At 64.6% G+C, this 13,019-nt stretch carries 8 protein-coding genes and 1 pseudogene; 7 read left to right on the top strand and 2 right to left on the bottom strand.

All coding sequences use genetic code 11. From position 1 onward, the window contains the following. The first annotated feature begins 351 nt into the window (after positions 1-351). Positions 352-528 carry a hypothetical protein gene (locus HMI60_RS16325; RefSeq protein ID WP_018778855.1) on the top strand — a complete coding sequence of 59 codons (177 nt, stop codon included), beginning with the start codon at positions 352-354 and terminating at the stop codon, positions 526-528. A 172-nt stretch (positions 529-700) separates the two neighbouring features. Here the strand turns inward: HMI60_RS16325 and HMI60_RS16320 are convergent. Continuing rightward, positions 701-1,632 (bottom strand): annotated as a pseudogene (locus HMI60_RS16320) (type IV toxin-antitoxin system AbiEi family antitoxin domain-containing protein). Positions 1,633-2,081: 449 nt separating this feature from the next. Between HMI60_RS16320 and HMI60_RS21095 the strand changes: the two are divergent. Beyond that, positions 2,082-3,680, top strand: a complete 1,599-nt coding sequence (locus tag HMI60_RS21095; protein WP_227453565.1) for a hypothetical protein — start codon at positions 2,082-2,084, stop codon at positions 3,678-3,680. A gap of 143 nt (positions 3,681-3,823) precedes the next feature. Here the strand turns inward: HMI60_RS21095 and HMI60_RS16310 are convergent, their stop codons facing one another. Then, positions 3,824-5,179, bottom strand: a complete 1,356-nt coding sequence (locus HMI60_RS16310) for an 8-oxoguanine deaminase (protein ID WP_193589991.1) — start codon at positions 5,177-5,179, stop codon at positions 3,824-3,826. Positions 5,180-5,578: 399 nt separating this feature from the next. On the opposite strand from HMI60_RS16310, the gene HMI60_RS16305 reads away from it, so the two are divergent. The 5 genes from HMI60_RS16305 to HMI60_RS16285 all read left to right on the top strand — a co-directional run bounded on the left by HMI60_RS16305 (position 5,579) and on the right by HMI60_RS16285 (position 12,981). After that, positions 5,579-6,073: a nucleoside deaminase gene (locus tag HMI60_RS16305; RefSeq protein WP_193589990.1), complete on the top strand. Its 495-nt coding sequence runs from the start codon at positions 5,579-5,581 to the stop codon at positions 6,071-6,073. Positions 6,074-6,079: 6 nt separating this feature from the next. Beyond that, positions 6,080-7,663 carry an NCS2 family permease gene (locus tag HMI60_RS16300; protein ID WP_193589989.1) on the top strand — a complete coding sequence of 528 codons (1,584 nt, stop codon included), beginning with the start codon at positions 6,080-6,082 and terminating at the stop codon, positions 7,661-7,663. Positions 7,664-7,992: 329 nt separating this feature from the next. Beyond that, entirely contained in the window at positions 7,993-9,216 is a 1,224-nt protein-coding gene (locus tag HMI60_RS16295; protein WP_193589988.1) for an XdhC family protein, read from the top strand. Next, complete coding sequence (locus HMI60_RS16290) at positions 9,207-10,142, top strand: xanthine dehydrogenase family protein subunit M (protein WP_193589987.1); 936 nt, start codon at positions 9,207-9,209, stop codon at positions 10,140-10,142. Before HMI60_RS16295 ends, HMI60_RS16290 begins: the two co-directional genes overlap by 10 nt. Then, entirely contained in the window at positions 10,132-12,981 is a 2,850-nt protein-coding gene (locus HMI60_RS16285) for a molybdopterin-dependent oxidoreductase (protein WP_193589986.1), read from the top strand. Before HMI60_RS16290 ends, HMI60_RS16285 begins: the two co-directional genes overlap by 11 nt. The last annotated feature ends 38 nt before the right edge of the window (positions 12,982-13,019 follow it).

The raw sequence follows: 13,019 nt of genomic DNA, 5'->3' as shown, positions 1-13,019 counted from the left end.
TGGAACCTACGTTCCATCAATGAAATTAAGCGCGTGTTTCCACTGCGTTTCTGGTGGAGCCGACCCAACAAAAAAGAGCCGGCATCCATGGATGCCAGCTCATTACGACCCTGCCTGCTGCTCTCAGGTTACGTGACCTACGCCACGAACTGATTCGAGAGTAGCGCATGTTTTCGGGTTGTGTATATGGCTTCCCGGTGATCGTTATGAACTACCCGAATGTGACCGGGGCAACTTCATTCGGCTTCTCCGGGGGTCTTGACGGGTGACTCGCCCGCTGCCTACACTTTCCACATAACAATAAAAGTTTTCCGAAGAGCGGAAACTGAGCACGAGAAAGAGGAGGAACAGATGGACTCGAAGGATACGAACAGCGTCGTGGAATTCCCGGCGCCGGGCCAGGAACTGTACCTGCCCTTTGGTGCGACAGATCCGGACTTCTACATTCCGGCCGACTGTGATCGCAAGGCCGGCGGGTTCTCCCGTTGGCTGCGTGCGCTTCCGGTGTTCGGCCGGCAGCGCCCCTGATCTGCAACAGGGGCGCGGACTCTGCGCAACAGAGCCAACGGCGGGCGGCACCTGGGGAGGTGTCGCCCGCCTTGTTGTGCCCGGACGCGCTTGGTTCTCCCGCTGCTTCGATGCTTCGCTGCACAGTGTGCCGTGCGCAGCATCGAGTGTGCAGCGGACCCCCGAACCGGGCTCAACTCCGTTGCCGCAGCGCACGAAGGACCCGCATTTTGAACTCCTGTTCCCGGTGCAAGTCCCGCCAGCGGACGCGGATGAACGTCCAGCCGAGCTCCATCAAGGCCTTCTCGCGCAGCCGTTCCTTGTACAGCACCTCGGCCGTGGGCGCGTAGTCGAAGTACTTGACCTTGCCGTCAAACTCCAAGGCCACCTGCTTTTTCCGCCAGGCAAAGTCCAAGCGATGATCTCCCTCGGCTGATGAGACCCTGACCTGCAGCTCAGGCATCTCGATCCCGAGGCGTTGCAGGAGCTCGCGCGTCAATGTTTCGCCGGGGGATTCCGACCTCGCATCCGCGTTCTCCAGGGCTCTGCGTAACGAGAGGACTCCATGGCGTCCCTTGAGGAGGGCGCACCTTCGCCGGATTTCCCCGGCGTCAGCGCCTTTTCGTAGGGCGTGGTCCATAAGCACCAGGGATTGCTTGTCATTGAGTATGAGGCAGCTATCCACCACAGTTCGTTCCAGTGAGGTGCAGGGCATGCCCCTTACCGTCTGGACTTCGCCCGCCGCCAAGGCGCGGGTATGCGGCGCAACGTCAGCTCCGTGGGACGTGGAAGAAGCGGTGGTTGGGGTGGTGATGTGCACCCGGTCATCAACGTTAAGGAGAAACAAGCCATGAAGTCGCGCCGCAGAAGTGTGGCTGTAGACGAAGCCGCGTGCCGACGTCGTTAGTGTTCCGTGGGCGTGTGCGGCGATCAGCTGCGGCTCCTTACGGCGGGTTTTTGAGCTGCCCAGGTACTGCCCCTGAGATAGCACCCCCTGCGAAGCCTCACCAACTCCCCGCTCCGCACCAGGGAAGCAATTCTCCTGTCGTTGAAGCCGGCCTGGTGGAGTTCGTTGGTTCGCCATAAATCCATGCCTTCCGGTAACTGCCGGGATTTCGTCGTCATCAAAACAGCCTCGATTGCGAGGGCTCCCACGAACAGTCGCGGGTTGTCCTATGTGGAAAACCCGTTTCGTTGCCCGGCTGCAGCCTGTGCCGTGCGCGCGGCACGTTGTGCGGCGGGGCATCGAACCGGTCGGATGAGGGTGCGTCACATTCAGTTCAGATGTGGTCTGCGTCACGTAAGCTGGGCTGGCGGCCGCCCTCCGGGTTCTTCAAAGGCCGTCGCGACCCCACGACGGGCCGCACATGCGGGCTCGATGACGCCGGACAGAAGTCCGCACGCGTTGCATTGCCGCAGGTCGGGCAAGGACAGGCGCTCGTCATCGGGCTGAGCCGGGACACGGATTTCCGGCCGATAATCCCTGCGCTGCAGGAGACAAAAGAGAAGCCGGGAGTGGGGATCCGGCGCCACGGCAGTCCGGTTGCGGCTGCTACCCAAAGGAAAACAATGTCATGAAACCCACTATCATCACGCTCGGGGCGGTGCTCGCGTTGGCCCTCGCCGGCTGCACGGACCCCGGCACGCCCCTGCCCACGGAAAGCCCGACGGTCACGTCGACGGCGGAACCCACCTCAACTGCGACGGCGGAACCTACGTCAGAGCCGACGTCGACGGCGTCGCCCACGTCAACTGAGACGGCCGAACCTACGTCAGAGCCGACGTCGACGGCGGAGCCCACCTCAACAGCGACGGCGGAACCTACGTCAGAGCCGACGTCGACGGCGGAACCCACCTCAACTGCGACGGCTGAACCCACCTCAACTGCGACGGCCACGCCAACGCCGACCCCAACCCCGACCCCAACCCCAACGCCAACGCCAACCCCAACCCCAACCCCCACCACGCCCCCGGGCACCGGCAGCCTCGCCAACCTGCCCAGGGTCCCGTGGGACGGCGGCCCGGAGTACTGGAAGCAGTTCCCGAAAGCCGATGCGGCCGGTTGGGATGATCCGGCGTTCCTGCCCATCGTCGTCTGGTACGGCTCGCCCGGAAGCGACGCGCAGCTGAAGTACGACAAAGCGCTCGGGATCAACACCTACGCCCAGGGCAACCCGGCGACTCCGTCCGCGGGCATCACGGCCAACGGCATGTTCACGTTGTTCTCGCCCAACGACGCCCCCGCGGATTGGGCCAGTCAGGTGGGAACACTTCTGGACGATGAAGTGGATGGCCGGTTCGACACCGCCTCGGGCCTGGCGCACATGCGTTCACTGGCCGCCCAGTTCGACCCCGCCAAGACAGGCCGGTTTACCTACTCGAACTGGACTTCGGGGATCGTTACCTATGACCGGTCGATGGCGTTCAGCGCGGACTATTACAACACGGCCAATGTGAACTCAGTGGACCAGTACTTCTACGCAGTACCGCAATGCGACTGGGGCGACAACCAGCTCCGTTGGCGTACACCGGTGGGACAGACCCCGATCGTGACATCGAACTGCCGTACGGCGTCGAGCTACGGGAAGATCATTTCCCTGCAGAACGAGGTGAACGCGGCCCGCAATGTGCAGGCTCCCATTTGGGCCCTGCCAACCGTGGTGTCCACGGGCGGCTCCACCGGGGGCTACAGGCAGCTCACGCCGGAGCAGACCAAGGCCCAGGTGTGGGCGTCGATCATTCATGAGGCCCGGGGCATTGTCTGGTTCAGCCAGTCGCCGGACCAGCAAAACATCAATGACTGCATCAGTGGTGACGCCTTCGCGGACGCGCGGCTCAGGGGCACCGCATGCCTCAAGGACCAGGTAGCTGCAGCCGGTGCGGTGAACAACCAGATCAAGGCCCTGGCGCCCGTGATCAATACCCAGTCCTATGTATGGGACTTCGGTGACGGCATTGATTCGATGCTGAAGGTCAAGGATGGATCCGCGTACATCTTTGCCATGGGCGAGGACGGCACTACAGGTTCCAGGACCTTTGCGCTTCCCTCAGGGATCACCGGCACGCAGGTGGAGGTTGTGGGCGAGAACCGGAGCATCGCGGTGCAGGGCGGGAAGTTCACGGATTCCTTCGCCAATGAGTACACGCACCACGTCTACAAGATCACGGTCTAGCCAAGGCCCTTCGCGTCATCGCTGGAGAATGACGCGCGGGAACATCGGGTGAACCCGTTTCGTTGGCTCGCTGCGCACTGTGCCGCACGCACGGCACAGTGCGCAGCGAAGCCACGAATCGGGCCACCGGAGAGGCCGTAAAGCTATCCGGCTACGAGCTTCCGCGCCGCAGCCGAGTGTTCGGCGATCAGCCCGGCCACGTCAAGGTCGGGTATCGCCCCGTCCACTACGCGCCACTGACCGCCAACCATCACGCGGTCTGCCCGGTCCGCGCCGCAGAGCAGCAAGGCGGCAACGGGATCGTGGCTGCCGGAGAACCGCAGCTCGTCAGGCTTGAACAAGGCCAGGTCGGCCTGGAGCCCGGGAGCCAGCTGCCCGATGTCGGAGCGACCCAGAACAGCTGCGGATCCCCGCGTCGCCCAGCCCAGGGCGCGCTCCACGGGCACGGAGGCGCCGTAGCGCAGACGCTGCAAGTACAGTGCTTGCCGCGATTCGAGGATCATGTTGGAGGCATCGTTCGACGCCGATCCATCCACGCCCAGCCCCACCGGCACACCCGCTGCCTCGAGTTCCAGGACGCGTGCGGTCCCGGATGCCAGCCTCATGTTGGAGGTGGGGCAATGCGCGACGGCGGTTCCGGCGGCTCCCAGCCTGGCGATCTCCTCGTCATTGAAGTGGATGCCGTGTCCCAGCCAGGTTCGGGATCCCAACCAGCCCACTGATTCCAAGTAATCCACGGTCCGCAGGCCGAACATTGACCGGCAGAAGTCCTCCTCATCGATGGTTTCCGCGAGGTGTGTATGGAGCCGGACGTCGAAGCGTTCGGCCATGGCGGCGCTTTCGGCCATGATTTCCTTGGTCACGGAGAAGGGTGAGCACGGTGCAAGCGCGATCTGCACCACGGCTCCATCGCCGGTCTCGTGGTACTGGCGGATCAGTCGTTCGCTGTCCGCAAGGATCGCCTCAGGTGATTGGACCGTGGTCCTTGGCGGCAGCCCGCCGTCGTCCTCTCCCAGGGTCATGGACCCGCGGGTGAGTGTCGCCCGCATGCCCATGGAACGGACGGCCGCGACCTCGATATCGATGGCGTCTTCCATGCCGTCGGGGAAGAGGTAGTGGTGGTCGGCGGCCGTGGTGCAGCCGGAGAGCAGCAACTCCGCCAACGCGACCTGCACCGCGAGTTCCAGGCTGCGGGGCGTCAGCCGTGCCCACACCGGGTAGAGATTTTGCAGCCATGGGAACAATGGCGCATTGGCCACGGGACCCCAGGCGCGCGTGAGGGTTTGGTAGAAGTGGTGATGAGTGTTGATGAGGCCGGGAAGGACCACGTGTCCGGACGCGTCAAAGACGGTGGCAGGGGAAGAAGGTTGGCCGCCCGCGGGCACCAACTCCACGATTTTCCCGTCGGAAACCACCAGGCCGCCGCCGGCGTCGAGGTCGTTTGCGGTGAAGATGCCCAGCGGATTCCTGATCCACAGCCGGGAGGGGGATTGCGACATAAGGGGTTCCTTGTCTGGTCGGCGTGTTCGCGTTCCAGCTCAGTTAGGCCCTGTCTGCTGATCCAGGTTACGCGCCACCAAGGGCGTCGTTCAGAAAAGCGTAGAAGCCCCGACGGCGGCAGTCAACGCCCGCGGGCAGTCACATTTGGCCTGCACCCACCCGGATTAAGTAATTTCGTATGACGAAATTAAGTTTTCAAAAAACTATGGCGCGGCTCACAAACGTGGTGCTACGCTCTAACTGCCAAAGGCGGGCACCCGGACTTCGGGAAGCTATCTACCAGGCGCAACTTAACCTTCATCGCACATGCTGAAGCCTGGTAACCGAGCTGACTGGAGCTCTTTTTGCAGCGCCCCCAAACGGTCACCCGGCTTCCACAGCACTAAGGAAGTCGCAACATGAGTACAACCGTCACGGCCGAGCAATTCCTGGCCACATCCATTGAGCTGGCTACAGCCAATGTCCTCAACAGTGGGGGCCCGTTCGGGGCCGTCATTGTCACCGCGGACGGACGAGCCTTTGAAGGCGTCAACCGCGTTACCGCCTCGAACGATCCCACCGCACACGCAGAAGTCACGGCCATCCGCAACGCCTGCCGCGAACTGGGAACCTTCGATCTGAGCGGAGCAACCCTCTACACCAGCTGCGAGCCATGCCCCATGTGCCTGGCTTCCGCGCTCTGGGCACGCGTTGACCGCGTGTTCTTTGCTGCAGACCGTCACGACGCCGCATCCGTCGGCTTCGATGACGCCGTCTTCTACGAGTACTTCGAGAACGACAACCGGGACGCGCTGATGCCGGTAGCCAAGCTGGAACTGGGCGACCCCCAGGCTCCGGAGGCCATCCAGCCGTTCAACACATGGAACACGCTTGATTCCAGGATTGATTACTAGGGCCCGGTGGCTGACATGAACATCCTGGACAACGCAGAAATGCAGACAGCAGCTGAAAAGCAGGCTGCGCTCTTCCCCGAGGGAAGCAAAGGCGCAGAGCCCACAGCCGCAAAGCACACGGCAACCGGACAGGCCAACGGCAACAGCAAGCCCCCGGCGTCGAACTCCTTCCTGGACAAGTTTTTCCAGATCTCCAAGCGTGGATCCACGCTGGCCCGTGAATTCCGGGGCGGCCTGGTCACCTTCTTCACCATGGCGTACATCGTCATCCTTAACCCGCTCATCCTGGGCGGTTTCTCCGCGGAAAACGCCCCGACGGACGTGGCCGGCGGTTGGCTTTCGGCCGCCCAGGTCGGTGCCGTCACCGGCTTGACCGCAGGGGTCATGACCATTGTTTTCGGTCTGATCGCCAACCTGCCGTTCGGCCTGGCAGCAGGCCTGGGCATCAACTCCTTCCTGGCGGTAGCAGTCATCCAGGAAGTCACGTGGCCGGAAGCCATGGGCCTGGTGGTCATCAACGGCATCCTGATCGTCCTCTTCGGTGCCACAGGTGCCCGGACGGCGATCTTCAAGGCGGTCCCCAAGGAACTCAAGGCCGCCATCACCGTTGGCATCGGCCTGTTCATCGCCTTCATCGGCTTTGTCGACTCCGGTTTTGTCCGTCCCACCGCGGGCGGCCCGCCGGTCCAGCTGGGCAATGATGGATCCATCACCTCCATCCCCACCCTCGTCTTTATTGTTGGATTGCTGGCCATGGGCATCCTCGTGGCACGCAAAATCCAGGGCGGCCTGCTGATCGGCATCGTCGCCACCACGGTCCTTGCCGCAGTTGTCGAGGCCATCTTCCACATCGGACCCGGCACCGCGGACAACCCCGGCGGTTGGCACCTCAACGTGCCCATCCTGTCCAGTCAGCTGGTGTCCGTTCCGGACCTCAGCCTGGTGGGCCAGTTCGACCTCTTCGGTTCGTTTGCCCGGATTGGCGGTCTCGCCGCCACCATGCTGGTCTTCACCCTGGTGTTCACCAACTTCTTCGACGCCATGGGCACCATGACCGGCCTGGCCAAGAGCGCCGGCGTGGCACACAAGGACGGCACGTTCCCCAAGCTGAAGTCGGCCTTCATCGTTGAAGGCATGGGTGCAGTGGTGGGCGGGGCAACTTCGGGTTCATCCAACACCGTGTACATCGACTCCGCAGCCGGCATCGGCGAAGGCGCACGCACCGGCCTGGCCTCCGTGGTCACCGGCCTGCTGTTCCTGGGCTCGATGTTCTTCACACCGCTTACCTCGGTTGTCCCGCTGGAAGTGGCTGCTGCGGCACTGGTGGTGGTGGGCGCGATGATGATGGCGCAGATCCGCGAGATCAAGTTCACCAAGTTCTCCATCGCGCTCCCTGCGTTCCTCACCATCGTGACCATGCCGCTGACGTACTCCATCGCCAACGGCATCGGGGTCGGGTTCATCTCCTTCGCGGTGATCAGCGCAGCCTCGGGCAAAGCCAAGAAGGTCCATCCGCTCATGTGGGTGGTCACGGTTGGCTTCATCATCTACTTTGCCCGCGGACCCATCAACGCCCTGATGGGCGTCTGACCGGGACCGCCCCCCGCGCCGGCGGGTCCCTTCCGGCACTCCGATCGACGGTCCGTCGGTACCCACCGCATGAATAGGCGTCCGTCGTCGTGGTCCCTCTCACCAGGCACGATGACGGGCGGCGGCCGGACGCCGACGCTCCGTCAGGGAACGGGGGCAGGGAGATGAAGCCCTTGCCCCCGTTCCTATGAACACTGACCGATTGAACTCTTACTGAAAAACCGCGACTACCCCTCAACCTCCTCCGGAAATGAGAATATGGGGCTAGATCGCGCACTGCTCCGGCTGGGCCATCCCGGCCGGGACACCTGGAAAAAGGACGTGTTGCCATGCTGGATCTGATGCCTTCACTGGGCAGCTGGCGGCCTGCGGTCTCCGGCCAACGACTGGCCGTGGCCACGATCGTAGGGAGCGGCGGTTCCGTGCCGCGGCCCTTGGGGACCTCCATGATGGTCTCCGAAAACGGCGAAATCCTGGGCAGCTTGTCCGGTGGTTGCGTTGAAGGCGCCGTCGTGGAGGCGGCGCTGGAAGCCATGCGCGACGGCGGTCCGCGCCTTGAGTCCTACGGCTTCAGTGCCGAGGACGCGTTCGCCGTCGGACTTACCTGCGGCGGCGAGCTGGAAGTCCACATCCAGCCTTTCGGGGCCGGCGCGCCGGAACTGTCATTGTTCGCCGGACCGCAACGCCCGGCAGCCCTGATTCGCCGGCTCGATGCCAAGGGCGGAGTCATGGTGGTGGATGACCCTGTCCGGTTCCGGGCCATGGAGTCGCAGGAACTTGCCGTACTGCTGGGCGACCACCCCTCCACGCTTTTTGCCGCAGCTGCCCAGGTGGAGCCACTGCTCCAGGGCGGCCGGGCGGGTCTGGTCCGGCTGGCCCCGCCGGAAGGATGCATCGACGGATGGGTCACCACCGAAAGGCTGGCCGCCCCGCCCCGGGAAGAAGAAGAGCCACAGCCCATCACGTTGTTCGTGGAAAGCCGCTTGCCGGCGGCACGGATGATTGTCTTCGGAGCCAACGACTTCGGCGCAGCCCTGTTGCCGGCCGGGCAGCTCCTTGGCTACAACGTCACCCTCTGTGATGCCCGGCCTGCCTTCGCCTCCCAGCAGCGTTTTTCCGGTGCAGACCAGGTGGTCACCGACTGGCCGCACCGTTACCTCGAGTCCGAGGCAGCCGGTGGGCGACTCGATTCCCGCACCGTGGTGTGCGTCCTGACCCACGATCCCAAGTTCGACATCCCCTTGATCCAGGCCGCGCTCCGGCTGAACCTGTCCTACGTCGGTGCCATGGGTTCGCGCCGCAGCCACCGCCAACGGGTGGACGCACTCCTGCAGGCCGGAACACCTTCCGAAGACCTGGACCGCTTGCATTCGCCCATCGGGCTGGACCTCGGCGCCGTGACTCCGGCCGAAGTAGCCGTCTCCATCGCAGCCGAAATCATCGCCGGGCGCGGGACCAGCCACCACAGGGATAGCTTCCCTTCCCTCAAAGACAGCACCGGTCCGATCCACCCGGCCCCTCGACACCTCACTCAGGAGGACCCATGGACATGAACTCCATCGAGGCCGTGGTCCCCACCACGGACCCCGCGCAATGGCGTGAAGGCGATGCCTGGCTCGCCGGAGGCACTGTCCTCTTCTCCTACGGAAGCACCGTACTCACGCGGCTGCTGGACCTTGGCCAAGCCGGCTGGCCGGCCATCACCGTCACCGATGACGGGATTGAACTGGCCGCTACCTGCACCGTTGCGGAGCTCTATGCCCTGCCGCTTTCCGCCGGTACCGCGGACCGTGAGTGGCCGGGACTGGCACTGATCCGGCCGTGCTGCGACTCGTTCGTGGCGTCGTTCAAGATCTGGAACATGTCCACGGTTGGCGGGAACATCTGCACCGGGCTGCCGGCCGGGCCCATGACGTCCCTCTGCGCAGGACTGGACGGTACGGCAACCATTATCAGCCCTGACGGGAGCAGTCGGACCGTTCCGGTGGCAGACGTTGTGGTGGGCGATATGCAGACAGTGCTGGAGCCGGGGGAGTTGCTCCGCAGCATCCACCTCCCCGCCGAAGCGCTCTCCGCCCGGGTGGCTTTCCGGCGTTTGTCCCTGAGTAACCTGGGGCGCTCCGGAGTGCTGCTTATCGGCAGGCTCGACCCCGTTTTTGGCCTGGTCATCACCGTCACCGCAGCCACCAAGAGGCCCGTACAACTCAGGTTCCCCGCCGGCCAGGTTCCGGACGCAGCAGCGCTGGCCCACGCCGTCGGGCAATCCATTCCCTGGCCGCTGTACCACGACGACATCCACGGGCTTCCGGCATGGCGCCGCGACATGACCCTCAAGTTGGCCGAAGAGATCCGGGCCGAGCTGCTGGATGAGTCGATGACGGTGTCCGGCGATTTCTGGCCGCCGCATGCCACTTCGCCCCAGCCGTCCACGCAACCCGAAACATCAGGCACCCACAAGGAGGCCTCCCATGGCAATTGAGATCAACGGCACCGCCGCGCAGGACGCCCCCCGCCCCGGCCAGTGCCTTCGCACGTTCCTCCGGGAGCAAGGCAACTTCGGCGTCAAGAAGGGCTGCGACGGCGGTGACTGCGGTGCCTGCACAGTGCACGTCGACGGCACGCCCGTACATAGCTGCATCTACCCGGCGGTCCGTGCCGAGGGCAAAGCAGTCACCACCATCGAGGGCCTGGCCACGGCCGATGGCCTGCACCCTGTGCAGGAACAGTTCCTGGAGGCGCAGGGTTTCCAATGCGGTTTCTGCACCGCCGGGATGATGATGACGGCAGCCACGTTCGACGACGAGCAACGCGCCAACCTGCCCCGCAACCTCAAGGGCAACCTGTGCCGCTGCACCGGCTACCGCGCCATCGCGGACGCGGTCTGCGGCCACGGCGGCGATCACCGGCACGAAGATCACGACGCCGGAGCGGACGTTTCGGGGGCACAGGAACCTGCCGCCGGCCACGCCGCCGTTCCCGCCACCGCAGTTCCTGTTCCCGCCACGCCCGGCCAGCTCGGGGACAACGTCCCCGCACCCGCCGGACAGGCCGTGGTGACAGGCACTGCCCGCTACACCCTGGATGTCCCTGCTGAACAATTGCCGGGCCTGCTGCACATGAAACTGCTGAGGTCCCCGCACCCCCACGCGCGGATCGTGTCCATCGACAAGGCCCCGGCGCTGGCGGTTCCGGGCGTGGTGGCTGTCTTCACCCACGAGGATGCCCCGCAGCAGCTCTTTTCCACGGCGCAGCACGAGAACTTCACGGACGATCCCGACGACACCCGAGTCCTGGACGACGTGGTGCGGTTCATCGGGCAGCGGGTGGCCGCTGTGGTCGCCGAATCCGTGGGCGCGGCTGAGGCCGGGGCCCGTGCGCTGGAGGTGCAGTACGAACTCCTGGAGCCGGTTTTCACTCCCCAGGAAGCCATCCTCCCCGGCGCGCCGGCCATCCACGGTGAGAAGGACGGCGAAGCGTCACGCATCTCCCGGCCGCTGCAGAACGTGGTGGCCGAGGTCCATGCTGAACTTGGCAGCGTGGCTGACGGTTTCGCTGCCGCCGATTTCATCCACGAACACACTTACCAGACCCAACGCGTCCAGCACGTGGCCATGGAAACGCACGCCTCCATTGCCTGGCTGGATGACGATGGCCGGCTGATGGTCCGTTCCTCCACGCAGGTTCCGTTCCTGGTGAAGCGGACGCTGAGCCGTCTGTTCAATCTGCCGCCGGAGACCATCCGCGTGGTGGCCGGTCGTGTCGGTGGCGGGTTCGGCGGCAAGCAGGAGGTGCTCACCGAGGACCTCGTTGCCCTTGCAGCCCTCACGTTGAAGCGGCCCGTCCAGCTGGAGTTCACCCGGACCGAACAGTTCACCGCAACCACTACCCGCCACCCCTTCACGATTCACCTGAAGGCCGGCGCCAACAGGGACGGATACCTCACCGCGCTGCAACTGAACGTCCTCACGAACACCGGAGCCTATGGAAACCACGCTCCCGGCGTGATGTTCCACGGTTGCGGCGAATCGTTGGCCGTGTACAAGTGCGTGAACAAGAAAGTGGATGCCCACGCCGTCTACACCAACACCGTTCCTGCCGGGGCTTTCCGTGGTTACGGGCTGAGCCAGATGATCTTCGCGATCGAGTCGGCCATTGATGAACTCGCAGTGGGCATCGGCATGGATCCCCTGGAGTTCCGGCTCAAGAACATGGTCCGGCCCGGCGATCACATGCTGTCCACCACGCCCGAGCCGGAAGAAGACGTCCACTACGGGAGCTACGGCCTTGACCAGTGCGTGGCGTTGGTGCGCGACGCCCTGGACAGGGGGAAGGAACGCTATCGTGCGGCAGGGCTGGACAACCTCGGGCCGGAATGGATGGTCGGGGAAGGCTCGGCGTTGTCCATGATCGACACCGTGCCGCCGCGTGGCCACTTCGCTCACACCCGGGTGAGCCTGGAAGCGGACGGAAGGTTCGCCGTCGACGTCGGAACTGCGGAATTCGGGAACGGCACCACAACTGTCCATGCGCAGCTGGCTGCCACCGCGCTGGCAACCTCGGCGTCAAAGGTGACGGTGCGACAGTCGGATACCGACCTGGTGGAGCACGACACCGGAGCGTTCGGTTCAGCCGGAACGGTTGTGGCCGGGAAAGCGACGCTGGGCGCTGCGCTCGAACTCGCCACCCGCATCCAAACAGTTGCGTCCTCGCTGGCCGGTGCGCCCCTGGGCGATTGCCGTCTGGTGGACGGAGCCGTGGAGTGCGGCGACCGCTCGGTGCCGCTGAAGGACATCGCCGACGCCGCCCGGCTGCAAGGCGTCCGGCTCGCCACGGATGGAAACTGGGGAGGGACGCCGCGTTCGGTGGCGTTCAACGTCCATGGTTTCCGCGTCGCCGTGAACAGGGGAACGGGGGAGCTGCGGATCCTTCAAAGCGTGCAGGCAGCCGACGCCGGAGTGGTGGTGAATCCGCGGCAATGCCGGGGACAGATCGAGGGCGGGATCGCGCAGGCGCTCGGCGCGGTGCTGTACGAGGAAGTGAAAGTGGACGACGCCGGACGGGTCACCACGGACATTTTGCGGCAGTACCACATCCCGTCGTTCGCGGACGTGCCCCGGAGCGAGGTGTACTTCGCCGCCACCAACGACTCCACCGGTCCGCTGGGTGCCAAGTCCATGAGTGAGAGCCCGTTCAACCCGGTGGCACCCGCACTGGCCAACGCCATCCGCAACGCAACGGGCGTCCGCTTCGGTGAGCTGCCCATCGCGCGGGACAAGATCTACCTGGCCCTCCGCGACCGGACCACTGCGCCCGTCTAACCCAAGCGACCCAACCAGGGGACAGCAGACGCCGGTAT

The organism is Paenarthrobacter sp. YJN-D (assembly GCF_015040335.1).
Lineage (GTDB): Bacteria > Actinomycetota > Actinomycetes > Actinomycetales > Micrococcaceae > Arthrobacter > Arthrobacter nicotinovorans.
The sequence above is the reverse complement of the archived record's forward strand: the minus strand, read 5'-3'. Positions and strand labels throughout refer to the sequence as shown.

What these genes read in the sequence shown, in the direction of transcription:
- HMI60_RS16325 (WP_018778855.1), top strand. Translation starts at nt 352, where the DNA reads ATGGACTCGAAGGATACGAACAGCGTCGTGGAATTCCCGGCGCCGGGC.
- HMI60_RS21095 (WP_227453565.1), top strand. Translation starts at nt 2,082, where the DNA reads ATGAAACCCACTATCATCACGCTCGGGGCGGTGCTCGCGTTGGCCCTC.
- HMI60_RS16310 (WP_193589991.1), bottom strand. Translation starts at nt 5,179, where the DNA reads ATGTCGCAATCCCCCTCCCGGCTGTGGATCAGGAATCCGCTGGGCATC.
- HMI60_RS16305 (WP_193589990.1), top strand. Translation starts at nt 5,579, where the DNA reads ATGAGTACAACCGTCACGGCCGAGCAATTCCTGGCCACATCCATTGAG.
- HMI60_RS16295 (WP_193589988.1), top strand. Translation starts at nt 7,993, where the DNA reads ATGCTGGATCTGATGCCTTCACTGGGCAGCTGGCGGCCTGCGGTCTCC.
- HMI60_RS16290 (WP_193589987.1), top strand. Translation starts at nt 9,207, where the DNA reads ATGGACATGAACTCCATCGAGGCCGTGGTCCCCACCACGGACCCCGCG.
- HMI60_RS16285 (WP_193589986.1), top strand. Translation starts at nt 10,132, where the DNA reads ATGGCAATTGAGATCAACGGCACCGCCGCGCAGGACGCCCCCCGCCCC.